Source organism: Ruegeria sp. CDSB022 (assembly GCF_059611145.1).
This window is the reverse complement of the sequence record NZ_JBXWOZ010000001.1, coordinates 960,006-983,048: the sequence shown is the minus strand read 5'-3', so window position 1 is coordinate 983,048 and position 23,043 is coordinate 960,006. Positions and strand designations below refer to the sequence as shown.

The window sequence follows — 23,043 nt, the reverse complement described above, 5'->3', positions numbered from 1 at the left end:
GAGAGATACCAATGCGCAAGCTGTTCGGAACCGATGGGGTGCGTGGCACCGCCAATACGCATCCGATCACGGCTGAGATGGCCCTGCGCATGGGGGCCGCGGTTGGGCGGTACTTCCGACGTGACCAATCCGGCGTGCACCGTGTTGTTATTGGCAAGGATACGCGCCTGTCTGGGTATATGCTGGAAAACGCGCTGACGGCGGGGCTGACCTCGACCGGGATGAATGTTTTGCTGTTGGGACCGGTTCCAACGCCGGCTGTCGGCCTAATGACGCGGTCAATGCGCGCCGATCTGGGAGTGATGATCTCGGCCAGTCACAACCCCGCCGAAGACAACGGGATCAAGTTTTTCGGGCCTGATGGCTTCAAGCTGTCGGATCAGGCGGAAATTGAAATCGAACGGCTGATCGAAGAAGGGGTTAAGCCTGCGCAGGCGCAAAATATCGGTCGGGCCCGCCGGGTAGACGATGCGCGGTTTCGCTATGGCGAGCGGGTGAAATCTTCGCTATCCCGCGATCTTAGGCTGGACGGTTTGAAAGTGGTGGTGGATTGCGCCAATGGCGCCGCGCACCGTACTGCGCCCGAAGTTTTGTGGGAACTTGGGGCCGAGGTCATTCCTGTAGGCACCTCTCCTAACGGTAAGAATATCAACCTGAATTGCGGTTCGACCAAACCTCAGCTAGCAGCTGAAACGGTGGTGGCGCACGGGGCCGATGTCGGGATCTGCCTGGATGGTGATGCCGATCGGGTTGTGATCGTGGATGAGCACGGACACGTGGCCGACGGCGATCAGTTGATGGCGTTGTTGGCGACCTCTTGGGCCAAGGCCGACCGCCTGCGCGGCGGCGCCTTGGTCGCGACAGTTATGTCCAACCTTGGTCTCGAACGCCATCTCGGTTCGCAGGGGCTCAGGCTTGAACGAACGGCCGTAGGCGACCGCTATGTAGTCGAGCGGATGCGTGAAGGAGATTTCAACCTGGGTGGTGAACAATCTGGCCACATCGTCATGAGCGACTATGCCACCACAGGCGATGGCCTCATGGCGGGCCTGCATTTCCTGGCTGAAATGGTACATTCCGGGCGCAACGCATCCGAACTGTCGGTTCAGTTCGAAACAGTACCGCAACTGTTGAAGAACGTGCGCTATGGCGAGGGGCAGGCCCCGCTGGAAACAGCTGGTGTGAAAGCCGCAATCTCGGATGCCGAAGAGCGTCTAAAAGGAAAAGGCCGATTACTGATCCGTAAATCCGGCACTGAACCTCTGATCCGCGTTATGGCGGAGTGTGAAGATGATCAGCTGTTGGCCCAAGTCGTTGACAGTATCGTTGCTGAGGTCGCGGCGGTTGCAGGCTAGCGACCGGCCAGCATTCTGCGCAGGCTGAACCACTGGCTGATCGCTAGCCCGGTCAGGATCATCGCCAGAGCAACGTAAAACCGTATCGGCAATGCCTCGGACAGAACCCACGCGCCAAACACCATCGACCATATCGGAACTTGGTAGTTGACCAGCGTCAGAAAAACAGACCCGGCGCTGCGAATAATCGAGACGCGCAGCAACGTGGCAAAGGCGGTTGGAACAAGGCCCAATGCGATTATGGCGAGGCTAGGCCGTGCGCCATGCCAATTTGGCACCCCTTCGGTTACCAGCATGATGGGCAACAAGATCGCCGCGCCGACCAGCAAAGTGAGCGCAGCCAGAACAACCGGATCGACCGGAGGGCATCTGCGCGTGAATATAGAAGCGCAGGAATAGCACAGTGCAGCACCAATACAGGCCAGCTGTGCCAGTGGTTCCGTACCTTGACCAAGCTGTGCAAGGCCAGGGCCAATCAGCACCAGTGCGCCTGCAAATCCAAGTGATACGCCAACAAAACGCCGCGCGTTGAGGGGCTCATCCGAAAAGAAATGTGCCAGTGGCAACACCATCAACGGGATGGCCGCCATCGAAAGGCCCGCAAAGGCGGACGGAACATATTGCTGGCCCCAGCTGAGAAGCAAAAAAGGTAGGGCCGTCGACAGAATGCCGATCACGATGATTGAGGGCCAAAGGCCCCGCGTGGTTGTTGGCAATTTGCGACCCGTCGCCCCCATCAGCAGTATAAGGGTGAGCGCGCCCAGAGTCGTGCGCGCTGTTGCTACTGTGACGGGCCCGTACCCTTCGAGCGCGATGGCCACGACCATAAATGTGCCGCCCCAGATGAAGCCAAGTACAGCGACCATAAGCCAGTTTTTGTTGGTGATTTCAGAGGGTTCTCTCATGGTATTGCCTGCTTCGTCACAATTAGCTGCGAGTGTGGTATTGTAGGGGTATTGGAAAAAGAATTTGGAGACAAATTATGGACTACAAAGAAGTGAATGCTGTTTGCCAGCCCGGAGACGATGTGGCTTCACGAGATTGGTATGCTTGGAACAACAAGATGCCTCCGGGGCCCGCTAGGTTGATTGTGACGGGCATTGTCACGGTTGGTAATCCAGGGGTCGAGCCCATGTTGGTTATCGCCAATCCGCAGGGGATCAATCCCAGCCATTTGCTGCTCAACATCTTCCTCTGTCAGAAGCCCGGGAAATGGCCCTCGGTGGTTGTCGACAAGCCGGTGCGGTTCGAGCAGCATTCGAACCCGATGTATACCCATGTGGATATTGTTGGCGGGCCGTCGATAGAAATTTTTGACGCCCATTAAATGAATGACGCCGCCCCGGGGGGCGGCGTCACGATAGGATCAGTTCTTTTCCTGATCGACCAGTTTACCGGCCGAAATCCAGGGCATCATGTCCCGCAGCTTTTTGCCGACCACTTCGATCTGGTGCTCGTCATTGGAACGGCGCGAGGCTTTGATGGTGGGTTGACCCACAGCATTTTCCAGCATGAAGTCGCGTACGAACTTGCCGCTTTGGATGTCCGACAGGGTCTCTTTCATTGCCTTCTTGGTCTGCTCATAAGGCAGGATGCGCGGACCAGTGACGTACTGGCCGTATTCAGCAGTGTTCGAGATCGAGTAATCCATGTTGGCGATACCGCCTTCATAGATCAGATCCACGATCAGCTTGGTTTCGTGCAGACACTCGAAATAGGCCATTTCGGGTGCATAACCAGCCTCGACCAGAGTTTCAAAGCCGCAGCGGATCAGCTCGACGATACCGCCACACAGAACCGCCTGTTCACCGAACAGGTCGGTTTCGCATTCTTCGCGGAAGTTGGTCTCGATGATGCCCGAACGACCGCCACCGATGGCCGAGCAATAAGACAGACCGATTTCCAGCGCTTTGCCGGTTGCGTCGGTGTCAACAGCCACAAGGCAGGGAACGCCGCCACCTTTGGTGTATTCACCACGGACGGTGTGGCCGGGGCCTTTGGGGGCCATCATGATGACGTCGACGCCTGCTTTCGGTTCGATCAGGCCAAAGTGAACGTTCAGGCCGTGGGCGAACGCAATCGCAGCACCCGGCTTGATGTTGTCATGCACGTATTTCTTGTAAGTTTCGGCCTGCAATTCATCGGGCATGGTGAACATGATGACATCACACCAGGCTGCCGCTTCTGCAATGCCCATGACCGCCAGGCCTTCGGCTTCGGCTTTCCTAGCCGAAGGCGAGCCTTCGCGCAGGGCAACGACCAGATTCTTCGCGCCCGAGTCGCGCAGGTTCAGCGCGTGTGCATGACCCTGGCTGCCATAACCCAGGATGGCCACTTTTTTGTCTTTGATCAGGTTGATGTCGCAATCGCGATCATAATAGACGCGCATGATGCTGGTCCTTTCTGTTTCGATTGCTGTGGGTTTACGGTGGTTTTCCAAGGATAGCGACACTGTTATCCTTGAAAAATCACCTGAACATCGAGTATATATTCTTAAAAATTCAGAAAAAAGAAAAAATCATGCTTGATGATGTTGACCGCAGGCTTCTGCGTCATTTCCAGGCCGACCCGACGCTGACAACCGCTGAGCTGGCCGAGCTTTGTCGCATCAGCACAAGTGTCTGCTGGCGGCGTATCGAAAAAATGCAAGAGGCCGGGATTATTCAAGCCCAAGAGGCGATCATTGACTGGGCCGCATTGGGATATGCGGTCGAGGTTTCATTGCGGGTGACGCTGGATAAGACCCAACCGCGTGCATTCGACGAGTTCATGGGTGTCGCGCGTGAGGTTCCCGAGGTGATCGAGATTCAGACCTTTTTGGGCCGTGTGGATGTGCGCTTATCTGTGCTTGCCAAGGATATGGCACATTACCAGCAGCTGTATCGTGACCGTATTCTGACTTTGCCGCATATCGCAGATATCGAGGCATTGATGCATATCGCGCGGGTCAAAAGCGATGAGGTGCTGCCGCTATGACCGAATTGGATGAGCTCGACCGCAAAATTCTGCGCGCTCTGATCCAGGATGCAACGCAAAGCGCGGGTGCCTTGGGGCGTAGATTTGGCCTGTCTCAGCCCGCGATGTGGCGCCGTATCCGGAGGCTTGAAACGACGGGGATCATAAAGGGGCGCCACCTGCGTTTGAATGCAGAAGCGTTGGGGTTTGGGGTGACAGTTTTTCTGGGGGTCAAGTTAGCGCGGAAAGGTCAGGTCAGCCTTGAAGATTTCGAACGTGCCGTCAGTGCGATCCCCGAGGTTCAAACCGTTGAACATGTGTTGGGCCTCTATGATTACCGTTTGCGCGTCGTGGCACGGGATCTCTCGGACTTTGAACGTGTTCTGCGCCGCCGGATTATGACTTTGCCCGGGGCCGGAGATGTCGAAGCCAATGTATTGCTGAGCGAAGAGAGGCTACCCGGGCCTATCGGCTAGGTCCGTTTCAGTACCTGGTACGGATGTAATATCCGGGATGATGTGTCATGCGCGCAAAGGTAATTGGCTGCCCGTCTTTCCATGTCGTGCGCTCTAATTGGATCATAGACGTCCCCGAGGTTGTCCCCATGAATTCAGCCAGCCGTCCATCTGCCGAAATCGCGCAAAAGGCGACTTCAGCATCGGTGAAGGGGGCGGCGTGCAACAGCCACTCATGCGGGCCTTTGGTGTCGAGGTCAGCATGTTCCACTTCTGGAACTGCATCGATATTGATCCAGCGCTCTTCCAGTTGAAACGGCCGGTTGTCTGCATAGTGCATGCAGACAATATGCAAAACACGCGCTTCTTGCGAGACGCTTAACTGAGAGGCAAGCCATCCGGGGCTGGAGACGATATTACGCTCGACCAGCGCATAACGATAGGTGGAGTTCTGCCCCTCGACATCCAGTCGGGTCAGGGAAAACTCCAGTTTTGCGTGTTTGCTGGGTTCTTTTTTGACCCGCGTTCCGCTTTTACGTTTTCTTTCAACGAAGCCCTGATCTGCCAGTTCCCGCAAAGCACGATTTACCGTGGCACGGGCACAATTAAATTCTTCTGCCAACTGGGTTTCTGTCGGCAGCACCGACCCCTGTGGCCAAACTCTGGTTTCTATTCGTCGTTTTACTTCGTCACGTACAAACTGAAAACTGATCCGCTTATGCGCAGTCACGAGTGAAAATACCTTTCTTCTCCAAAGTGTATGTATCTGGTCAGAAACACGTAGGGGTGTAAAGGGTTGCTGACACTGTTTGGCGTCATTAGTTGTCGATAGGGCCTTTGAGGCGTTAAAATTTTCTTAGGAAACCGGGTTCCGTCGGGTCAATTTTCAGTAATAACTGAGAGGCAGTGAGCGAAGTTGCGAACACCCGCTCGTTTCGTGGAATTTGAAAGGAATACCAATGCCCCCGCTTTTGGACAAAATTGACCCCAATGGGTTAGAGGAGTTTTCGGTCGTCTTCACCGATCGCTCGCTTAATCACATGTCGGTTCAGTTTCAGCATGTGATGCGCGACATCTCTGAGATGCTGAAAGGCGTTTACAACGCTGACGGTGTGGCCGTTATCCCGGGCGGTGGTACCTACGCTATGGAAGCAGTCGCGCGCCAGTTTGCCCGCAATGCCAACGTTCTGGTGGTCAGGAATGGCTGGTTTTCCTATCGGTGGAGCCAGATCATCGAGTCCGGTGGGTTGACGGCGTCGGCAACAGTTCTGAAGGCGCGCCAGACCGGCAACTCGGCAACGTCCCCATTTGCGCCTGCTCCGATCGAGGAAGTCATCGAAACGATCCGCGATGGGCGCCCGGATGTGGTCTTTGCGCCGCATGTCGAAACAGCGGCCGGGGTCATTCTGCCCGACGACTATATTTCGGCGATGGCAGCCGCAGCCCACGAGGTTGGGGCGCTGATGGTTCTGGATTGCATCGCTTCGGGCTGCGCATGGGTGGACATGAAGGCGACGGGTGTGGATGTCCTGATCTCGGCCCCTCAGAAAGGGTGGAGCGCATCGCCTTGCGCGGGTCTTGTCATGCTGTCCGAACAGGCTGAGGCAAGGCTGGAGGAGACGACTTCGGACAGTTTTGCCGTCGACCTGAAGAAATGGCGTCAGATCATGCAAGCCTATGAAAATGGCGGTCACGCCTATCACGCCACGATGCCAACAGATGCGCTGAAAGCCTTCCGCGACACGATGGCTGAGACTCGAGACTATGGCTTTGACAAACTGCGTGACGCCCAGTGGGCATTGGGGGACGGTGTACGGGCAATGCTGAAGGATAAGGGCATTGTTTCTGTCGCCGCCGATGGGTTTGGTGCGCCGGGTGTGGTGGTCAGCTATACCTCGGATCCCAATATCCAGAACGGCAGCAAATTCGCCGCCCTGGGCATGCAGATCGCTGCTGGTGTACCCTTGCAATGTGATGAGCCAGACGGGTTCAGCACCTTCCGTCTGGGCCTGTTCGGTCTGGACAAGCTGTACGATGTTGACGGCACAATCGCGCGTCTAAAGCGCGTGCTGGACCAGGTTTTGTGACCATCGGGCTTTAGCGGACGCCGAGGCCCATCTGCATCAGCGTCTTGCGCACGGTCGGCAGCGAATACAGCGCGTTCAACCCCATTGCACGTATGTCCCGTAAAGGCCGCGCTTCGATCATCGAGGCGCGGTTCAGCAGGTCGATACCCTTGACCCGGGCCTCGATCTCGGTATGACGCGCTTTGTGATAGGCATCCAACATCTGCGCGTCACCCAGGCCCTCGGGACGGGCCTGTGCCAAATCCAGCAGGCATCGCAGATCACCCAAGGACATGTTCAGCCCCTGCGCACCGATGGGGGGCACGACATGGGCGGCTTCGGCCATCAGGGCCACGCGTTCGCCCGACAGACGCTCTGCCGATTGGCTGATGATCGGCCAGATGGTCCGACGAGAGGCCAGTTTCAACGGACCGAACAACCCGCAGGACCGTTCGGTCATCAGCGCTTCAAAGCTTTCCGGATCGGTGTTCAACAGCTCTACCGCGCGCGGGCCACGCTCCATCCATACAATCGCGGACGAGGGCTGACCCTGCCAGTCGGGCAGGGGAACGAGCGTGAACGGGCCGCCGGACCTGTGAATCTCGGTCGAGACGTTCTGATGCGGGATCGAGTGTGTAACCGCGAAGGCCAACGCCTTTTGCCCATAGCGCGTGGTGTGCACGTTGATCCCGGCGGCCTCTCGCATGGGCGAGTTGCGACCATCTGCGGCGATCACCAGTTTACAGCGGATGCGCGTCCCGTCGCTCAGGCCAACGCGGGCTTCGGCTGTACGGGTGAACAAGCTGACCGTGCCCGTTCCGGGGCGAAAATCGACATTGGGCAGTTCAGCGAGACGGGCCACCATTTCGCGCCGCAAGAGCCAGTTTGGCAGGTTCCAACCAAAGGGCTGGTCCGAGATATCCGCGGCATTGAAGTCGCGCACCACGCGCGGCTCGGGCACATCGCCGCCTGCATCCACAATCCGCATGATCTGAAGAGGGGCGGCATGCGCGTCGAGTTTTTCCCACAGCCCGCATTGTTCCAAAAGACCGTGGGCTGGTTGCAAAAACGCGGTGGTCCGTAAATCCGATCCGTCCACGTCCCGCTGGGTCACAGGTGGGGTAGGATCAACACAGACCACATTGAATCCAGCCGCGCCAAGGGCCGCCGCTGCGGTCAAACCGGCAATTCCGCCGCCGGAAATCAGGATGTCACACTGGTCGTTCATGGCGCCCTCTTTGGTTCTAACCCGACCCTAGAGCGGTTCGACTTCCCGCGCCAAGTGACATCCTGTCTCGCAGGTCAGCCGCGCGAGATCAGGATGAGGATCAGGAATATCACGGGCACCATCACGACGGCGGGGATATACAAGCCCGGCAAGCCAAACAGCATCACTGAACAGCCCCACATGCTGAAGATGGCGGCAGCGGTGTAATACCAGTCGTCCCCATCTGCATCGGCCGCATCGCGCGCCATCCAGCCAAACAGAGGAACAGCAAATAGCAGGCGCTGCCAGATGGGTGAGCGCGGGGGCATTTCGATTGCGGACATCTGGGTCTCCGTTCTGTTCGTCGCAGTTGGGATATAGGGGCGGCGCCCGGGTCGCAGTACGTGCAGATCGTCGCAGTGTGACAGCCTATCGCAGGCGGGCCAGAAAGGCGGTCAGGTCGTCTGTATGGTGGTGGATGTGATCGGCCATGTGCGGTTCGGGCGCGACATGAACCGTGCGCATCCCCATCTCATGCGGGGCCGCCAGATTGCGCGGATCGTCTTCGAACATGGCCGCTTTTTCTGCCTTGATTCCGTCTTGCGCAAAGATGGCCTGGAATGCGGCCTTCTCGGGTTTAGGACGGTATCCCGCATGCTCGACCCCATAGATGGCATCGAACAAACCGCTGAGGCCACGCGCCGCAAGGACGCGTTCGGCATAGGGCGCGCTGCCATTGGTATAGACAATGCGGCGACCGGGCAGAGCACGAATATGTGCCGCCAGATCCACGTCCGGGTCCATATGGCTCATATCCACCTGATGCACGGCATGCAGGTAAGGGTCGGGATCCAGATCATGTTCGGCCATCAGCCCGGCCAGCGTGGTGCCATATTCGCGCCAGTAATGGGATCGCAGTCGGTCGGCCTCGGCCCGGTCGACGCCGATGGCCTGAACCACATAATCCGTCATCAGCACCTCGATCTGATCGAACAGGCGCATATGCGGCGGGTACAGGGTGTTGTCCAGATCGAACACCCATTGGGAGACATGGCTGAAGGCAGGTTTGACCATACCTGCCGTTTAAGCGGCGCAGCGCAGGTTTTCAATGCAGTACTTGATTGTGCGCACTGCAGACGGATAGACATGTCCGAACGAGGAGAAAAACAAAAGATGCCCCAATCCAAGCAGTCCAACAGCGACGCCTACAGCCTTATTCTCGAAGCGATTGATGTGGGCATCTACAAGCCCGGTGACAGGCTGGTCGAAAGCGAGCTGGCCGAAAGGTTCGGTGTTTCGCGCACGCCAATCCGCGAGGCGTTGCAGCGGTTAGAGACCCAATCCTTGCTTGAACGCGACGGGCGTTCGCTGATTGTGGCCTCATTGGACCACAATCAGATGGCAGAGCTATATGTCGTTCGCCGTGAACTTGAAGGTCTCGCTGCAAGTTTGGCCGCCAAGCACGCGACCGAGGAAGAGATCAAGGTGCTGCAGGAAATGGTTGCCGAAGATGATGCGCTGGTGGACAATCCAAACGCCCTGTCTCGGGCGAACCGGCGGTTTCACGAACAGATCCATCTGGCCTCGCACAACCGCTATTTGGTGCAACAGCTGAACCTTGTGCACCGCACAATGGCCTTGATGGCAACGACATCGCTTGCGGTTTCCGGGCGCGGTGAAATCGCGCAAAGTGAACACAAAGGCATCGTCGAGGCGATAGCCGCCCGTGACGAGCAAGCCGCGGAACGTGCGTTGAAAGAGCATATCTCGGTCGCTTTCATGACGCGTCTCAAGCAGGATGCGGTTCGTCGCGAAAGCTGACGGTCACATGTCGAAGGCTTCTTCACTGGCTTGACCGTGTTGGGTTTTGTCCCAGAAGAACGGGTTGATAGCCAATTCCCAAAGGGCTTTGTAAGCTGCCAGCACACCCAAGGGGAAATACAACGGCATTGTCGGCACCCACGGCATCAGAAACTGTCTTTCACGGGCGGCGACAGCCAGTATCCCGATGGTCACATTCGTGATCTCTGCAAATACGAACAGAGCTATCAGTATGGTCATGACCTTGCCCGGAATGACGGGATCCAGCGGGCTGGCCAATCCGAATGTGGTAAGCCAGAACAGCCACAAAACCGGGGCCAGCAGGAATTGTCCGACGGTGCCCAGAAAAAACGCCTGGAGCCCAAGGAAGCGCAGCACACCCAGCTCTTTCAGCAGATGGATCGGCGAGCGCATGTGGACAAGATATGTGACCATAAAGCCCTTGAGCCATCGTGAACGCTGTTTGACCCAAGGCCAGGCCCGAAAGTTTGCTTCTTCGAAAGTGGCGGTATCAACCATCTCGGTCCGATAACCCGCGCGGCTGAGGCGGACGCCCAGATCCGCGTCTTCGGTCACATTATGGGCATCCCAACCGCCCAGTTCCAACAGCTTTTCGCGACGAAAGAAAAAGGTTGTACCACCAAGTGGAACCACCAGTCCCAACCGGGCAATGCCAGGCAGGATGACCCGAAACCAACTGTTATACTCGATGGTAAAGCAGCGAGACCGCCAGTTGGTGCGCGGGTTGTAATAGTCCAGAACGCCTTGCAAGCAGACGACGTCTTCACTGGCTTGGGTGAAATGTCCGACGACGCGTTCGATTTGATCGGGAAGAGGGGCGTCCTCGGCATCCCAAACGCCTAGAATGTCACCACGACAGAAATCCAGCGCATAATTCATCGCGCGCGGTTTTGTCGTCAGCCCGCTTAATGCCGGTACTTCGATCGTGCGGATCCAACAGGGCAGCTCGATTTTGGCCAGGGTTGCACGGGTTACCATATCCGTTTCTTCCAAAACCAGAATGACGTCCAAAAGAGCTTTGGGATATGTCAGACGCCGCAATCGGCGGATCAGAGCGCCAGCAATCTCTCGCTCTTTGTACAAAGGGACCATGATGGAAACGCGAGGCAGTCGAAGAGGAAGCGTGGTGGCGGTCTGACTGTGGCGTTTTCCTTTGTAACATAGAAACGAGAGCAATCCCGCCAGACGCAATGTCAGGAATAATACAAGCGACGTAACGGCCAAAACGACCAGAGCCAGCAGCCCCGGAATGGGTTGCGCCAGGAACAGTGTGGCGAGGCCAAGCACTATGGCAATCGGCCCAATACGCGAGCGCCGAGTCCAGGATCGGCAACTATGAGCTATTGCCACACGGGTTTCAGCCTTTTCAGCAAGGCTTTCCGAGAAAATTCTGGCGATCGCGTCGCCGATCCGGTCCGCATCGGCAAGCACGGGTATGATCGTTTGCTTTTCCTTTGCCAACTGCTTGCGAACTGCGTCGAATTGATCGGGATTGGCGGTAGCGACCAGCAGAATGGGACCGATGCGCATCCAGGGAATGATGTTGTGATCCAGCCAAAAGCTGGCGGGGCGGGTTTTGCAAAGGTCCGGATTTGGTGGATGCAGATCCAGGTCCGCGATCTGCAATCCTGTTTGTTCAGACAGCGCCGTCAGAACCTCGGACCGATCTACCCAGCCTTCGCCGACCAGGATTTCGCCCAGTGCAACATTTTGTCTGGATTGCAGGTGCAGGGCTTTTTGCAACTGATGGTTCGAAAGCAGCCCGCGGTCGATCAGGCAAGCCCCCAAAGGCTTGCGCACCGTTGCAGAAATCGGCGCGGCCGATGCGAAATGCTGCAGGTTCAGTTCAACCATTCAATCAACCCAGACGTGGTAATCTGCGTCAGGGTGGAGCGATTAAGGTTAACAGGCCGTTAAGGCTGTATGATTATGCCTGTGCCTTTCGGGCGGCCATCGCATGCGAGAACCGCTCGAACAGGTAGAAGCTGTCTTGTGGGCCTGGAGATGCCTCTGGGTGGTACTGTACCGAATAGACCGGTCGATCCGTCATGCGAATTCCGCAGTTTGAACCATCAAACAACGAACGATGAGTCTCAACGACACCGTCGGGAAGGGTTTGAGCGTCTACCGCAAACCCATGGTTCATCGACGTTATTTCCACCTTCCCAGTCTCGAGATCTTTTACCGGGTGGTTCGCCCCGTGGTGGCCGTGATTCATCTTGACAGTCTGACCGCCAAGGGCCAGCGCAAGCATCTGATGACCAAGGCAAATCCCGAATACGGGTAGGTCGGTGGTGTCCAATACCTCTTTGATCATCGGTACTGCGTATTCACCCGTAGCCGCTGGATCACCGGGGCCATTGGACAGGAATACGCCGTCGGGATTATGGGCCAGAACCTCAGCCGCGGTGGCCGTTGCGGGCAGCACAGTGACATCGCACCCGGTCGAGGCAAGGCATCTCAGGATATTGCGCTTTGCCCCGAAATCCAGTGCCACAACCTTATGTACTGGGGCCTCTTGCCGTTTATAGCCATCTGGCCAGGCCCAACGCATCTCATCCCAGCGATAGCTTTGCGCACAAGTCACTTCCTTGGCCAAATCCATACCTTCAAGCCCGGCAAAGCCACGCGCAGCCGAAACCAGAGCTTCGATGTCGAAATTGCCCTCAGGATCATGAGCCAATGCCACATGAGGTGCGCCTTGCTGGCGAATTGCGCGGGTTAACCGGCGGGTATCGACACCGCCAATGGCAATACGCCCACGCTGGGCAAGCCATGATTTCAGCTCTTCAGCAGACCGCCAGCTGGACGGTTCGGTTGGGTCCCATTTGACGACCATTCCTGCCGCGACAGGATCACCGGTTTCGTCATCCTCGGGGTTCACACCAACATTTCCGATATGAGGGAAAGTGAAGGTCACGATCTGTCCGGCATAAGAAGGATCGGTCATGATCTCTTGATAGCCGGTCATTGCGGTGTTGAAACACAGCTCGGCCACGGTCTGGCCTGTGGCGCCGAAACCGACCCCGTAGAACAGTGTTCCATCGGCCAAAGCCAGACATGCGGTGGGCTTAGACGGGGCGTTCTGGGCCATAGCGCGACTCTCCTGCAGGGTAAATCGGCGCATACCTAAGGGGGTTATGCGCTTGGGTCAAGTGTGTTCAATTTTTGGGCTATTGAGCAATATCAATGACTTAGATGTTGAGGCCCCCGGTTGTATCACGCTTTTTGTTTCGATATGGTCGGGGTTCCTTTTGTCATGGGGATGGACAAACTAAATGGATATGCGATCACGGGTGAATTCCGCCCTGAAGCAAGCAATGAAAGACAAGAACGCCGAGCGTCTGTCGACCCTACGTCTGATCAATGCAGCAATCAAGGACCGGGATATCGCGTCTCGTGCTGCGGTCAACGAGGAAGCCAAGGGTTGCGGTGATGCCGAAGTTCTTGAAATTCTAGGGAAAATGTCCAAGCAGCGTAAGGAAAGTGCGCGTGCTTACGAAGAGGGTGGACGCCTCGATCTGGCGGAGCGTGAACTGCGCGAGATAGAAGTCATAGAAGAATTCCTGCCCGAGCAACTGGACGACGATGAGGTGACGAAAGCCATCCAATCAGCGATTACGGCCACTGGTGCCGGGTCGATCCGGGATATGGGCAAGGTCATGGGCGAGCTCAAGACACGCTATACTGGCCAGATGGATTTTGGGAAAGTTGGGCCCATGGTCAAAGATCAGCTTTGTGCGGCTGCCAGCGGCTGACTGCCGTGACATGCTGAGAGCTTACTGCGCGACTGGTTCGCGCAGTTTTTCTTTGAGGTCATCGTAAAGCGCAATCCGCTCTTCCTCGGACAGGAATGCGCCGATTTCTACTTCGCGACCTTCACCCTTGAGGGTGACGTAGTTCGGAACCGGGCCGCCGCTCTGATGGATCTCGGGGCGGGCCCAATAGCGATTACAGGCCCATTCCTGCTGCCCCCGTCGCGGGTCATGATGTATCAGATGCGCCTGTGTTCCGGTCAGCGTCAGGACTTCGAATATGCTACGGGCCCGATAGTTTGACCGGAGAGCCAGCCAAAGGCCAATAACTGTTAGCAGCAGGAAGGGCAGCAACCCCCAAAGCAAGGCCGAGCCGAGCACGGCCAAAAGCGGGATCAACCCGAACAAAAAGACACTAAACACAACCCGAACTGCCCAATGACGCGGCAGCGAGTTATGCGGCCACAAGCGCAGCTCAAGTTCTGATGTGGTGGTTTGATTCCATCTGTAGGGCATGGCCGGAAGATAGCCCAAAGCGCGTCCGAGTCGACGCTGAAAATTCAGATGACGTGCCCGACGCGGGCCCACGATAGGGCATCGTCCAGCCGATCATCCCCCCAAAAGACTTCGTTCCCCACAACCAGGCTTGGGGCGCCAAAAATGCCCAGCTTGATTGCGCGTAGTGTTTCCGCCTCAAGTGCGGCGACAATGTCGGGGCTGCGCGCGCGGGACAGGATCAGTCGGGGATCCTGCTGACTGCGATGTAGCGCTTCGGACAGGGCGGTTTCGCTGCCGGCCTCTACACCTTCTTCGAACCAGATCCGATATAGAATTTGCGTAAAGTTCTTGCCCCAGCCTTCTTCCATTCCCAACAGCGCTACTTGATTTGCCAAGGCAAGGTCAGAAATGGGGTAGGGCGCAGGAAGCTGGGCGTGCATATGGTACTTGGCCGCCCGACGCTCAATGTCGCGCCACATATAGGCGGATTTGACGGGTTTCCCTGCAAAGGGGATGTTCTTCTGCTGCGACATCACTGTGCGTACATTGAACGGCCGCCATGTGACGGACGCATCGTGTTCAGAACACCAATCGTCCAGGCGCATGATCGTCAGAAAGCTGTAAGTGCTTCCGATAGAGTACCAGAAATCAAGATCGGGCATATGAACCCTCGGGGTTGCCGATTGTTTTGCCTTTACCAGAGTACCCTATTTTGACCGATCTGGCGAATTTCCGGTGGCACGCCACTTAGAAATGAAAAACCCCGCCAAGTTGGCGGGGTTTTCTGTTGGTTCAGAGGGATCAGTGCGCGTGGCCCTTGTCCCAGTCTTCTTGCTTGGGCAGCTGCTCGAACGTGTGTTCGGGCGGCGGCGAGGGCAGGGTCCATTCCAGCGTATCCGCGTATTCGTTCCACGGGTTGTTCCGGGTCTCACGTGCGCCACGGAACAAGGCGTAGAACACGATACCAAAGAACAGCAGGAACGAGGCGAAGGATACAAAGGCGCCAATCGACGAGACATAGTTCCACTGCGCGAACGCTTCGGGATAATCGATGTAGCGACGTGGCATGCCCTGACGGCCCAGGAAGTGCTGGGGGAAGAAGGTCAGGTTGGCGCCGATGAAGAACAGCCAGAAGTGAACCTTGCCCCAGAACTCTGAATACTGACGGCCTGTCATCTTGGAGAAGTAGAAATAGATCCCAGCAAAGATCGCAAACACTGCGCCCAGCGACATCACATAGTGGAAGTGTGCAACCACATAATATGTGTCGTGATAGGCGCGGTCGATACCGGCCTGCGACAGAACCACACCGGTCACACCGCCAACGGTGAACAGGAACAGGAAGCCGAAGGCAAACAGCATCGGTGTCTTGAACTCGATCGAGCCGCCCCACATTGTTGCGATCCACGAGAAGACCTTAACGCCGGTAGGAACCGCGATGACCATCGTTGCCAGCATGAAGTAGGCTTGCTGTTGGACCGACATGCCGACTGTGTACATGTGGTGTGCCCACACGACAAAGCCCAGTACACCGATCGCAATAAGTGCCCAAACCATCGGCAGGTAACCGAAGACTGGCTTGCGCGAGAAGGTCGCAATGATGTGGCTGATAAGGCCAAATCCAGGTAGGATCACGATGTACACTTCTGGGTGGCCAAAGAACCACAGGATGTGCTGATACAGGATCGGATCACCACCACCGGCCGGATCAAAGAAGGTGAAACCAAAGTTGCGGTCCATTAGCAACATGGTGATCGCACCTGCCAAAACCGGCAGCGACAGAAGAATCAGCCACGAGGTGATGAAGATCGACCAACTGAACAGCGGCACCTTGAACAGGGTCATGCCCGGGGCACGCATGTTCAGGAAGGTGGTGATCATGTTGATCGCGCCGAGGATCGAGGAGGCGCCCGATACGTGCACGGCAAAGATCGCAAGGTCCATGGACATGCCGCCCTCGCTCGTCGACAGCGGCGGGTATAGAACCCAGCCGACGCCCGAACCAAGCTGGTCATTACCACCGGGGCTCAGCAGAGAGGCCACGCCCAGCGAAGTACCGGCGACATAGAGCCAGAAGGACAAGTTGTTCATCCGCGGGAACGCCATGTCCGGCGCGCCAATCTGCAACGGCATGAAATAGTTGCCAAATCCGCCGAATAGGGCAGGGATGACCACGAAGAACATCATCAGAACACCGTGATAGGTGATCATCACGTTCCACAAATGCCCGTTCGGAGTGCAAAGCTCGGCACCGCTGCCGAACAAGCGGAACCCTTCCATGCACATGTGCTGTACCCCGGGCTCCATCAGTTCGATCCGCATGATAACAGTCATCAGAACCGAGATTAGACCGGCCAGGGCCGAGACGATCAGGTACAGAATCCCGATGTCCTTGTGGTTGGTCGACATGAACCAGCGGGTAAAGAACCCGCGCTGGTCTTCATGGTCGTGACCATGAATGGCTGCGTCTGCCATTAGGTGCCTCCTGTTGCAACTACACCGCGCTGTCGGACCTCTCCAACGCGCGGGATTCCTGCTGGTTTTAGATTGCGTGGGGGCGACCTTCAATGGTCGAGTTTGATCTGGATCAAGATTAATTGTCGCGGGTGCCGGTTGCAGGGCTTCGAAAAAGAGCACAACTTTCGGCAAATGGAGGAGACCGGATGGTTCTGAACTACGTGACGACCGAAAAGGCTCAGGCGGCCACCGGGCTACGCATGATCGTTGTCGGAGGTGTGCCAAGCCCTTGGAGCGAAGCCGCAAAGGGTATTTTTCACGTAAAGCGTCTGCCTTGGCTGCCAGTTTATCTGGACCATCAGGACCGGGCGCAGACCATCTGGGCGCAAACGGACAGCGCACCGGTTGTGTTCTGGAAAGATGAAGTACCGCTTTCCGAAACGGCCGATATTGTCGCCTTGGCACAACGAATCGCGCCTGAACCAGATTTGTTGCCAGCATCAATGGCGCCCGACATTCTCGCCTTCATTGACTTACTTACGGCCCCAAATGGATTGGGCTGGCAAAGGCGGCTTCAGCAAATCCATGCTGGTATGCGAGGCCAAGAAGGTGGGTTCCATCCCAAGATTGCCGACTATCTTGGCAAGAAATGCGGCTATGATACAGAAGCAGGTGAAATGGCTGCCGGTCGCGCTGATGGGATATTGAAACGCGTCAGCAGCAAGCTCGCAGAAAGTGGTGATTTTCTGTTTGGCAACACGCTCACTGCAGCAGATATTTATTGTGCTGCCTTCATGGCTTTGTTCGCACCGTTGCCGGAAGAGTTGTGTGCTATGCGGCCGAGTACCCGAAGGGTTTTCGAGCATATATCCGATCCTGTACGGGATACGCTTTCGGCAGGTTTGCTGTTGCATCGGGACAGGATATACCGCGATTTTCTGGAAACACCCTTGTCGCTTTGATCGCATGTGCATTGCGTCTTGACCGCCAAGATGCGGCACCGCACAAACACCTCATGAAAAACGTCCAAACGGAGGCCGAGTATGTCTGCCTATGATCCCGATAACATTTTCGCCAAGATCCTGCGTGGTGAAATCCCTGCAAACCGGGTCTATGAAGACGACGACACACTGGCCTTCATGGACATCATGCCGCGCACGGACGGGCATCTGCTGGTGATCCCGAAAACGCCTTGTCGCAACGTGCTGGATGCCAGCCCAGAACAGCTTGCTTCTGTGATCTCAACGGTTCAGAAGATGGCGCAGGCGGTGAAAGCGGCCTTTGATGCGGATGGCGTCACCATCCAGCAGTTCAACGAGGCTGCAGGCGGGCAAGAAGTGTTTCATCTGCATTTTCACGTTCTGCCGCGGCACGAAGGCGTTTCGATGCGACCACCGGGCAATATGGGTGATTTTGACCTGATCGCTGAACACGCCGGTAAAATCAAAGACACGCTGGCCTGATCACCCGCTACAGGATCAGTGCGATCCAAGGCATTTGCTATGGTCGCCAAACGCGTTCAGCACTTCACATACATGGTCGTGGGTGCCGTCACAGGCGGCTGTGATGCGTTCCAGTTCGGCCTCAAGGCTGCGCAGCAATGTTATCCGGTTGCGCAGTTCAGTCAGCTGACGATCCGCGATTTCATGAACATGGTCCAGATCCGCCCCCTGCGCCCCTTCCAAAGAAAGCAACGCCTCGACATCCGGCAAAGGCAGGCCCAGATCACGCGAGTGGCGGATAAATTGGAGGCGTTTCAGAGCAGTCTCGTCATATCTGCGCTGATTGCCCGCCGTCCGATACGGCTTGGCCAACAAGCCTTTTTCCTCATAGAAACGGATCGTGGGCACCTTGACCCCGGTTTGCCGCGACAAATCTCCGATTGAGTACATTTTGTGCTTTTTGCCTCTTGAACCTCTAGTGACTAGAGGAATTACATAGGATGGCAGTTCAAAACAAGGATCTGATCTGCCATGTCACATAACCACACCCACTCTCACATTGATCCTAATGCCGGTGACCGGAGGGTGGTCGGAGCGATCGGCGTCAATATGGTATTGACGCTTGCACAAATAGTGGGGGGCATTTTGTCTGGCTCACTGGCCTTGATCGCAGATGCCTTGCATAATTTTTCAGATGCCATCGCGTTGATCATCGCGTTTTTCGCTCGTAAGATTGCGCGACGCCCGGCAGATCCACGGATGAGCTTTGGTTATGGCCGGGCAGAGGTTGTGGCCGCTCTTGTTAACTACACCATTCTTGTCGTTCTGGCCGTTTATCTGATGTACGAAGGTGTCATGCGGTTTATAGAGCCCGAACCGGTGAATGGCTGGATCGTCGTCTGGATCGCAGTGCTGGCCCTGATCGTCGATCTGATCACGGCTGTCCTGACCTATTCGATGGCAAAGGACAGCATGAATATCCGGGCCGCCTTTCTGCACAACGTGGCAGATGCCTTAGGCTCATTGGCCGTGATCGTCGCCGGAACCTTGGTTATCCTGTTCAACTGGACCTGGGTGGACCCGGCCGTGACCATCATGATCTCGGTCTACATCCTTTGGCATGTGAAATCTGAAATTGGCGAAACCATTCACGTCTTGATGTTGGGTGCACCATCCGACCTTGACCCAGAAGAGGTCGCTTCGATGATCGAGGCTACCGAGGGCGTTGTCTCGGTCCATCACGTTCATCTGTGGAGTATGCAGGAGCATGAACCTGCCCTGACTGCACATGTGGTTGCGACCAGCCACGCAGACGAAGATGCCAGGTGGCTTTCCACAACCATCAAGAATGCGCTGCAGGATCAGTTCGGGATCGGCCATGCAACGCTTGAAATTGAAAGTGGGGAAGAGGTTTGTGGCCATCCGGCCCGGTTTGGACATGACAAACACGAGCACTAAAAAAGAAATTGCCGTTCCGATTTGGGGTCGGAACGGCAGACTCGTAACCAAAACACATACCTGTTTTCCCAGGGTATACCTGCGATCACCGGCTTAACACACCACTCACTCTAGAACGGTAAATTCATACTAGGCGTTAATGGGACCCAAGTATTCATATTTGTGAAATTTAACTAGATTCCGTCGGAAACCAGACGGACCAATCGAGAATTGTTTCCAAATTATGAAGCAGAGCGGATCTGACGGCTGGATTGTAGTCGGTGCCGGGCTGTTTTTCGATTCGTGATCCGAGTTAATCCGCCCCCGCGGGTCCAAAAACCTCAGCGAATGTTTTTCTAAGCGCGTTGTCCACATCATCCATCGCGACCGGAAGACCCAGATCGACCAGAGAAGTCACGCCATGGTTCGAGATGCCGCAGGGTACGATCCCAGAGAAATGGCTCAAATCCGGTTCGACATTGATCGAGATGCCGTGAAAGCTGACCCATTTACGCAATCGCAGGCCGATCGCCGCGACTTTGTCCTCGGCTTTTTCGCCTGCAGGCGTCAGCGGCTTGTCATCCCGTTGCACCCAGACACCAACGCGGCCGTCGCGGATTTGCCCGGTCACGTTGAACTCGGCCAAAGCTGCGATCACCCAATTCTCAAGCTGCTTTACAAACTTGCGCACATCCCTGCCGCGTTTGTTCAGGTCCAGCATGACATAAGCAACGCGCTGCCCCGGACCATGATAGGTGTATTCACCACCGCGTTTTGACGTATAGACTGGAAATCTGTCCGGGTCTTTCAGGTCTTCGACCTTGGCTGAAGTGCCCGCTGTGTACAGGGCAGGGTGCTCAAGTAGCCAGATACACTCATCCGCCTCACCCGCCGCGATATCCGCCACGCGCGCCTCCATAAAGGCGATGGCCTCATCATAGTCGGTCAATCCGTCAGTAATCTTCCATTCCATGTCGGCTCCTTAGCGGCTGGATGCATGGATGGAAAGACCTAGGCTGCTTCGGTCAAACAGCGCTGCAGGACCTGTGTATAGCTGTCCGCCCCCTGCGCCCCAGTCAGCAGATACTTTCCGCCAAACACCATTGCGGGAACGCCGGAAATACCACGACCGGTCCAGTATTGCTGCTTCTCTCGAACCGGCGCGGCATGAGCACCTGATTCAAGCACCCTGCGCGCAGCATTCCGATCCAGACCGGCGGTTTCGGCGGCCTCAAGCAGGATATCGATATTCGAGACGTCTTTTTGATTGGTGAAATAGGCCTCGAACAAGGCCAGTTTCAGCGGATGCTGGCGCCCTTGAGCCTCGGCCCAGTCAAGAAGCTGATGCGCGGCAAAGGTGTTTACGATGCGGCTGTCGTCGTCAAAGGCGAAGGTAAAGCCCAGGTCAGTCCCGATTTGCGTCAAACGATCCCGCATCATCTGGCTTTGTTCCCGAGAGGAGCCGTATTTCTCGGCAATGTGCTCACGCAGGTTCTGACCCTCGGGCGCCATGTTCGGGTTCAATTCGAACGGATGCCAGCGCAGCTTTGCCAGAATATTTTGCTGTTTGAGCGCCAGATCCAACTGCCGGAATCCAACAATGCACCAGGGGCAAACCACATCCGAGACTATGTCGATCTGAACGATGGGGCGAGGGTCGGGCGAGGTCATGGCGGGGCTCCTGACGGGGTCATTTGGACGACAACCTGTTAAAGATAAGAGCGCCGAATGGGAATTCAAACCAACGTGATTTTTGCCTCTTCACATCTTGATCATCAAAGTCTATACGCCCCACTATCAAGTCACTAACAGTGCGGTCGTGGCGGAATTGGTAGACGCGCAGCGTTGAGGTCGCTGTGGGGTAACACCCGTGGAAGTTCGAGTCTTCTCGACCGCACCAAGTGATTGGCTTTCAATCTTCTTATAGCTTGTATTCGCGACGCCCTCGGTGCGTTCAGCCGACCTGTAAAACCGGTCGCCAGCCACCTGATGTTAGGCAGTATCGGGGCTGGCAGCCGAGATTCTGACCATGTGTCAGGATTCTTAGGTGTCCGGCGTTGCGTTACCGATCAGGGACCTGCAGCTCAATTCGCCGGAATATCAGCGTGATGATGCCTGCAATGATCAGATAGATCAGCGCCAACAGCAACAATGGCTCATAGACAACAAAGGTGTCCGCCCGAATTCTGGACGACACAGCGTAGATCTCAACCACTGTTATCGTCGCCACCAGCGGGGTTGCTTTCAGCTGTAGGATCGTCTCACCGCCTAGTGTCGGCAGCACGCTGCGAATGGCCTGAGGCAGCCAGATCCTGCGGAACATGGTAAACCGAGGCATGCCAAAGGATTGCGCCGCTTCGAGTTGACCCTTCTTAACGCTGGCAAAGGCACCGCGCATGATTTCGCCCTCGTAGCCCGCGTAAGACAGGGTCAGGGCCAGAACCGCATAGGGCCAAGCCTGTCGCAGATAGGGCCACAGCTCGCTGCCGCGTATCCATGGAATCTGAGGGAAAAGCGATCCAAGCCCATAGTATAGCAGCCAGATCTGCAAAAGGATGGGCGTGCCACGAATGATCGTGCAGAACACCCGCGCCGGTGCCGACAGATACCAGGGCCCAATCGCCTGAGCGAGGCCCAGCGGAACAGCCAGCAAGAACCCAAGCACACAGGTGACGGCCAACAGCCAGATGGTTCTCCACAGACCTTCAAGTGCCAGGGGCGCATAGGTTGGAATCCAATCCCAGCGCAGTGAGACGGCGCACCAGATAACGAAAGCAGCAAAAAGTGCCATCAGCACGATCCGATGCGGCTGCATGAGTGCTCGCCAGTCCATTATCGGCTTCCTCCCTTCAGCGAAGGCTGCCCACGACGGGCCCATTTCTCGATACGCGCGAACACGACACCGGAACAAAGCGTGACGATCAAGTACAAGGCACCTGCAGCAAGGAAGAAGGTGAAATAGGCGCGGGTGCTGGCCGCAGCCTGACGGGTCTCCAGCGTCAATTCGCTAAAGCCGACAATGGCCAGTAGGGCCGTATCTTTGGTTGCAATGAGCCACAGATTGGCCAATCCAGGCGTGGCAAAAGACATCATCGCCGGTATCGTCACCCGTCGCATCAGCAAAAGAGAGGGCATGCCATAGGCACGGGCGGCTTCGATCTGACCAGTAGGAACCGCTTGAATCGCCCCCCTGAGGACCTCGGTCGCATAGGCGCCCTGAACAATGCCCAAAACCCATATACCGGCGACAACGCCGCTGATTTCGACCCGGGCGTATCCCATTGCCTGCGCGGCCTGATTGATCAGGTCGGTCCCGACGTAATACAGGATCAGGATCAGCACCAGTTCAGGCACGGCGCGCATTACAGTCGTATATATGCCGAGCAGGTCACGTGTGACCGGCCCGCCATATAGTTTTCCATAGGCCCCGAAAAGCCCGATGATCAACCCGAACCCGAACGCTCCAAAAGCGATCTGCAACGAGTTAGCGAGGCCACGCAGAAGGTTGCCGCCCCATCCCGGAGGACTAAGGGCAAGCAACTCCATGCTTTGGGCCAAACCCAGGCTTTCGAGG

Annotated in this window: 26 protein-coding genes and 1 tRNA gene; 11 read left to right on the top strand and 16 right to left on the bottom strand. The window is 56.4% G+C overall.

The features are described from left to right. Positions 1–11 precede the first annotated feature (11 nt). Positions 12–1,355 carry a phosphoglucosamine mutase gene (gene glmM, locus AC2FIZ_RS04920; protein ID WP_281972291.1) on the top strand — a complete coding sequence of 448 codons (1,344 nt, stop codon included), beginning with the start codon at positions 12–14 and terminating at the stop codon, positions 1,353–1,355. On the opposite strand, the gene AC2FIZ_RS04915 is transcribed toward glmM, so the two are convergent. Next, positions 1,352–2,260 carry a DMT family transporter gene (locus tag AC2FIZ_RS04915; protein ID WP_496790664.1) on the bottom strand — a complete coding sequence of 303 codons (909 nt, stop codon included), beginning with the start codon at positions 2,258–2,260 and terminating at the stop codon, positions 1,352–1,354. The two genes, glmM and AC2FIZ_RS04915, sit on opposite strands and share 4 nt — an antisense overlap. Positions 2,261–2,337: 77 nt before the next feature. On the opposite strand from AC2FIZ_RS04915, the gene AC2FIZ_RS04910 reads away from it, so the two are divergent. Continuing rightward, positions 2,338–2,682: a hypothetical protein gene (locus tag AC2FIZ_RS04910; protein WP_142634506.1), complete on the top strand. Its 345-nt coding sequence runs from the start codon at positions 2,338–2,340 to the stop codon at positions 2,680–2,682. A 39-nt stretch (positions 2,683–2,721) separates the two neighbouring features. On the opposite strand, the gene ilvC is transcribed toward AC2FIZ_RS04910, so the two are convergent. After that, complete coding sequence (gene ilvC, locus AC2FIZ_RS04905; protein WP_142634504.1) at positions 2,722–3,744, bottom strand: ketol-acid reductoisomerase; 1,023 nt, start codon at positions 3,742–3,744, stop codon at positions 2,722–2,724. 131 nt (positions 3,745–3,875) lie between these two features. On the opposite strand from ilvC, the gene AC2FIZ_RS04900 reads away from it, so the two are divergent. Together AC2FIZ_RS04900 and AC2FIZ_RS04895 are read left to right on the top strand one after the other, a co-directional pair. Then, positions 3,876–4,331 (top strand): Lrp/AsnC family transcriptional regulator, encoded by a 456-nt coding sequence (locus AC2FIZ_RS04900; RefSeq protein WP_271946422.1) that lies wholly within the window; start codon positions 3,876–3,878, stop codon positions 4,329–4,331. Continuing rightward, a complete protein-coding gene (locus tag AC2FIZ_RS04895; protein WP_142634500.1) occupies positions 4,328–4,786 on the top strand; it encodes an Lrp/AsnC family transcriptional regulator in 459 nt (152 codons plus the stop codon). The genes AC2FIZ_RS04900 and AC2FIZ_RS04895 overlap by 4 nt, the downstream gene beginning before the upstream one ends. 7 nt (positions 4,787–4,793) lie before the next feature. On the opposite strand, the gene hutC is transcribed toward AC2FIZ_RS04895, so the two are convergent. Beyond that, entirely contained in the window at positions 4,794–5,495 is a 702-nt protein-coding gene (gene hutC, locus AC2FIZ_RS04890; RefSeq protein WP_142634498.1) for a histidine utilization transcriptional repressor HutC, read from the bottom strand. A 229-nt stretch (positions 5,496–5,724) separates the two neighbouring features. On the opposite strand from hutC, the gene AC2FIZ_RS04885 reads away from it, so the two are divergent. Then, positions 5,725–6,852, top strand: a complete 1,128-nt coding sequence (locus AC2FIZ_RS04885; RefSeq protein WP_142634496.1) for an aminotransferase class V-fold PLP-dependent enzyme — start codon at positions 5,725–5,727, stop codon at positions 6,850–6,852. 10 nt (positions 6,853–6,862) lie between these two features. Here the strand turns inward: AC2FIZ_RS04885 and AC2FIZ_RS04880 are convergent, their stop codons facing one another. The 3 genes from AC2FIZ_RS04880 to AC2FIZ_RS04870 all read right to left on the bottom strand — a co-directional run bounded on the left by AC2FIZ_RS04880 (position 6,863) and on the right by AC2FIZ_RS04870 (position 9,112). Beyond that, on the bottom strand, positions 6,863–8,059 hold the full coding sequence (locus AC2FIZ_RS04880) for a UbiH/UbiF family hydroxylase (RefSeq protein WP_271946428.1): 1,197 nt from the start codon (positions 8,057–8,059) through the stop codon (positions 6,863–6,865). A 74-nt stretch (positions 8,060–8,133) separates the two neighbouring features. Further along, a complete protein-coding gene (locus tag AC2FIZ_RS04875) occupies positions 8,134–8,382 on the bottom strand; it encodes a hypothetical protein (RefSeq protein ID WP_271946430.1) in 249 nt (82 codons plus the stop codon). An 85-nt stretch (positions 8,383–8,467) separates the two neighbouring features. Then, positions 8,468–9,112, bottom strand: coding sequence for a pyrimidine 5'-nucleotidase (locus tag AC2FIZ_RS04870; protein ID WP_142634490.1), 645 nt, complete (start codon positions 9,110–9,112; stop codon positions 8,468–8,470). Positions 9,113–9,211: 99 nt separating this feature from the next. On the opposite strand from AC2FIZ_RS04870, the gene AC2FIZ_RS04865 reads away from it, so the two are divergent. Then, complete coding sequence (locus tag AC2FIZ_RS04865) at positions 9,212–9,859, top strand: GntR family transcriptional regulator (protein WP_142634488.1); 648 nt, start codon at positions 9,212–9,214, stop codon at positions 9,857–9,859. Positions 9,860–9,862: 3 nt separating this feature from the next. Here AC2FIZ_RS04865 and AC2FIZ_RS04860 read toward each other — a convergent pair whose 3' ends face one another. Next, on the bottom strand, positions 9,863–11,734 hold the full coding sequence (locus tag AC2FIZ_RS04860) for a glycosyltransferase (protein ID WP_496790662.1): 1,872 nt from the start codon (positions 11,732–11,734) through the stop codon (positions 9,863–9,865). 73 nt (positions 11,735–11,807) lie between these two features. Then, entirely contained in the window at positions 11,808–12,974 is a 1,167-nt protein-coding gene (carA, locus tag AC2FIZ_RS04855; RefSeq protein WP_281972285.1) for a glutamine-hydrolyzing carbamoyl-phosphate synthase small subunit, read from the bottom strand. A 184-nt stretch (positions 12,975–13,158) separates the two neighbouring features. On the opposite strand from carA, the gene AC2FIZ_RS04850 reads away from it, so the two are divergent. Beyond that, the gene (locus AC2FIZ_RS04850) at positions 13,159–13,638 is read left to right on the top strand and encodes a GatB/YqeY domain-containing protein (RefSeq protein WP_142634482.1); all 480 of its coding nucleotides are present in this window, start codon (positions 13,159–13,161) and stop codon (positions 13,636–13,638) included. A 21-nt stretch (positions 13,639–13,659) separates the two neighbouring features. On the opposite strand, the gene AC2FIZ_RS04845 is transcribed toward AC2FIZ_RS04850, so the two are convergent. The 3 genes from AC2FIZ_RS04845 to ctaD all read right to left on the bottom strand — a co-directional run bounded on the left by AC2FIZ_RS04845 (position 13,660) and on the right by ctaD (position 16,608). Further along, positions 13,660–14,151 carry a DUF2244 domain-containing protein gene (locus AC2FIZ_RS04845; protein ID WP_142634480.1) on the bottom strand — a complete coding sequence of 164 codons (492 nt, stop codon included), beginning with the start codon at positions 14,149–14,151 and terminating at the stop codon, positions 13,660–13,662. A 44-nt stretch (positions 14,152–14,195) separates the two neighbouring features. After that, positions 14,196–14,795: a 2-hydroxychromene-2-carboxylate isomerase gene (locus AC2FIZ_RS04840; RefSeq protein ID WP_142634478.1), complete on the bottom strand. Its 600-nt coding sequence runs from the start codon at positions 14,793–14,795 to the stop codon at positions 14,196–14,198. 139 nt (positions 14,796–14,934) lie between these two features. Continuing rightward, positions 14,935–16,608: a cytochrome c oxidase subunit I gene (gene ctaD, locus AC2FIZ_RS04835; protein WP_142634476.1), complete on the bottom strand. Its 1,674-nt coding sequence runs from the start codon at positions 16,606–16,608 to the stop codon at positions 14,935–14,937. A gap of 188 nt (positions 16,609–16,796) precedes the next feature. On the opposite strand from ctaD, the gene AC2FIZ_RS04830 reads away from it, so the two are divergent. Continuing rightward, positions 16,797–17,552, top strand: a complete 756-nt coding sequence (locus AC2FIZ_RS04830; protein WP_282027462.1) for a glutathione S-transferase family protein — start codon at positions 16,797–16,799, stop codon at positions 17,550–17,552. A gap of 81 nt (positions 17,553–17,633) precedes the next feature. Beyond that, on the top strand, positions 17,634–18,053 hold the full coding sequence (locus AC2FIZ_RS04825; RefSeq protein WP_281994787.1) for an HIT family protein: 420 nt from the start codon (positions 17,634–17,636) through the stop codon (positions 18,051–18,053). Between the two features lie 15 nt (positions 18,054–18,068). On the opposite strand, the gene AC2FIZ_RS04820 is transcribed toward AC2FIZ_RS04825, so the two are convergent. Then, positions 18,069–18,482: a MerR family transcriptional regulator gene (locus tag AC2FIZ_RS04820; RefSeq protein ID WP_281972282.1), complete on the bottom strand. Its 414-nt coding sequence runs from the start codon at positions 18,480–18,482 to the stop codon at positions 18,069–18,071. An 81-nt stretch (positions 18,483–18,563) separates the two neighbouring features. Here AC2FIZ_RS04820 and AC2FIZ_RS04815 point away from each other — a divergent pair, with 81 nt between their 5' ends. Continuing rightward, complete coding sequence (locus tag AC2FIZ_RS04815) at positions 18,564–19,490, top strand: cation diffusion facilitator family transporter (RefSeq protein ID WP_496687570.1); 927 nt, start codon at positions 18,564–18,566, stop codon at positions 19,488–19,490. A gap of 292 nt (positions 19,491–19,782) precedes the next feature. Here AC2FIZ_RS04815 and lipB read toward each other — a convergent pair whose 3' ends face one another. Then, complete coding sequence (gene lipB / locus AC2FIZ_RS04810) at positions 19,783–20,442, bottom strand: lipoyl(octanoyl) transferase LipB (protein ID WP_271946447.1); 660 nt, start codon at positions 20,440–20,442, stop codon at positions 19,783–19,785. 38 nt (positions 20,443–20,480) lie between these two features. Next, the gene (locus AC2FIZ_RS04805) at positions 20,481–21,140 is read right to left on the bottom strand and encodes a DsbA family oxidoreductase (RefSeq protein ID WP_282027460.1); all 660 of its coding nucleotides are present in this window, start codon (positions 21,138–21,140) and stop codon (positions 20,481–20,483) included. Between the two features lie 142 nt (positions 21,141–21,282). Here AC2FIZ_RS04805 and AC2FIZ_RS04800 point away from each other — a divergent pair. Next, a tRNA-Leu gene (locus AC2FIZ_RS04800) sits at positions 21,283–21,369 on the top strand. Between the two features lie 162 nt (positions 21,370–21,531). Here the strand turns inward: AC2FIZ_RS04800 and AC2FIZ_RS04795 are convergent. After that, positions 21,532–22,302 (bottom strand): ABC transporter permease, encoded by a 771-nt coding sequence (locus tag AC2FIZ_RS04795; RefSeq protein ID WP_496790661.1) that lies wholly within the window; start codon positions 22,300–22,302, stop codon positions 21,532–21,534. Beyond that, a complete protein-coding gene (locus AC2FIZ_RS04790; RefSeq protein ID WP_416383908.1) occupies positions 22,302–23,015 on the bottom strand; it encodes an ABC transporter permease in 714 nt (237 codons plus the stop codon). The genes AC2FIZ_RS04795 and AC2FIZ_RS04790 overlap by 1 nt, the downstream gene beginning before the upstream one ends. Positions 23,016–23,043 lie beyond the last annotated feature (28 nt).

Excerpts from the sequence above, each read along its gene's own strand:
- glmM (WP_281972291.1), top strand. The coding sequence starts at position 12 with ATGCGCAAGCTGTTCGGAACCGATGGGGTGCGTGGCACCGCCAATACG.
- AC2FIZ_RS04915 (WP_496790664.1), bottom strand. The coding sequence starts at position 2,260 with ATGAGAGAACCCTCTGAAATCACCAACAAAAACTGGCTTATGGTCGCT.
- AC2FIZ_RS04910 (WP_142634506.1), top strand. The coding sequence starts at position 2,338 with ATGGACTACAAAGAAGTGAATGCTGTTTGCCAGCCCGGAGACGATGTG.
- ilvC (WP_142634504.1), bottom strand. The coding sequence starts at position 3,744 with ATGCGCGTCTATTATGATCGCGATTGCGACATCAACCTGATCAAAGAC.
- AC2FIZ_RS04900 (WP_271946422.1), top strand. The coding sequence starts at position 3,876 with ATGCTTGATGATGTTGACCGCAGGCTTCTGCGTCATTTCCAGGCCGAC.
- AC2FIZ_RS04895 (WP_142634500.1), top strand. The coding sequence starts at position 4,328 with ATGACCGAATTGGATGAGCTCGACCGCAAAATTCTGCGCGCTCTGATC.
- AC2FIZ_RS04885 (WP_142634496.1), top strand. The coding sequence starts at position 5,725 with ATGCCCCCGCTTTTGGACAAAATTGACCCCAATGGGTTAGAGGAGTTT.
- AC2FIZ_RS04880 (WP_271946428.1), bottom strand. The coding sequence starts at position 8,059 with ATGAACGACCAGTGTGACATCCTGATTTCCGGCGGCGGAATTGCCGGT.
- AC2FIZ_RS04875 (WP_271946430.1), bottom strand. The coding sequence starts at position 8,382 with ATGTCCGCAATCGAAATGCCCCCGCGCTCACCCATCTGGCAGCGCCTG.
- AC2FIZ_RS04870 (WP_142634490.1), bottom strand. The coding sequence starts at position 9,112 with ATGGTCAAACCTGCCTTCAGCCATGTCTCCCAATGGGTGTTCGATCTG.
- AC2FIZ_RS04865 (WP_142634488.1), top strand. The coding sequence starts at position 9,212 with ATGCCCCAATCCAAGCAGTCCAACAGCGACGCCTACAGCCTTATTCTC.
- AC2FIZ_RS04860 (WP_496790662.1), bottom strand. The coding sequence starts at position 11,734 with ATGGTTGAACTGAACCTGCAGCATTTCGCATCGGCCGCGCCGATTTCT.
- carA (WP_281972285.1), bottom strand. The coding sequence starts at position 12,974 with ATGGCCCAGAACGCCCCGTCTAAGCCCACCGCATGTCTGGCTTTGGCC.
- AC2FIZ_RS04850 (WP_142634482.1), top strand. The coding sequence starts at position 13,159 with ATGGATATGCGATCACGGGTGAATTCCGCCCTGAAGCAAGCAATGAAA.
- AC2FIZ_RS04845 (WP_142634480.1), bottom strand. The coding sequence starts at position 14,151 with ATGCCCTACAGATGGAATCAAACCACCACATCAGAACTTGAGCTGCGC.
- AC2FIZ_RS04840 (WP_142634478.1), bottom strand. The coding sequence starts at position 14,795 with ATGCCCGATCTTGATTTCTGGTACTCTATCGGAAGCACTTACAGCTTT.
- ctaD (WP_142634476.1), bottom strand. The coding sequence starts at position 16,608 with ATGGCAGACGCAGCCATTCATGGTCACGACCATGAAGACCAGCGCGGG.
- AC2FIZ_RS04830 (WP_282027462.1), top strand. The coding sequence starts at position 16,797 with ATGGTTCTGAACTACGTGACGACCGAAAAGGCTCAGGCGGCCACCGGG.
- AC2FIZ_RS04825 (WP_281994787.1), top strand. The coding sequence starts at position 17,634 with ATGTCTGCCTATGATCCCGATAACATTTTCGCCAAGATCCTGCGTGGT.
- AC2FIZ_RS04820 (WP_281972282.1), bottom strand. The coding sequence starts at position 18,482 with ATGTACTCAATCGGAGATTTGTCGCGGCAAACCGGGGTCAAGGTGCCC.
- AC2FIZ_RS04815 (WP_496687570.1), top strand. The coding sequence starts at position 18,564 with ATGTCACATAACCACACCCACTCTCACATTGATCCTAATGCCGGTGAC.
- lipB (WP_271946447.1), bottom strand. The coding sequence starts at position 20,442 with ATGGAATGGAAGATTACTGACGGATTGACCGACTATGATGAGGCCATC.
- AC2FIZ_RS04805 (WP_282027460.1), bottom strand. The coding sequence starts at position 21,140 with ATGACCTCGCCCGACCCTCGCCCCATCGTTCAGATCGACATAGTCTCG.
- AC2FIZ_RS04795 (WP_496790661.1), bottom strand. The coding sequence starts at position 22,302 with ATGGACTGGCGAGCACTCATGCAGCCGCATCGGATCGTGCTGATGGCA.
- AC2FIZ_RS04790 (WP_416383908.1), bottom strand. The coding sequence starts at position 23,015 with ATGGAGTTGCTTGCCCTTAGTCCTCCGGGATGGGGCGGCAACCTTCTG.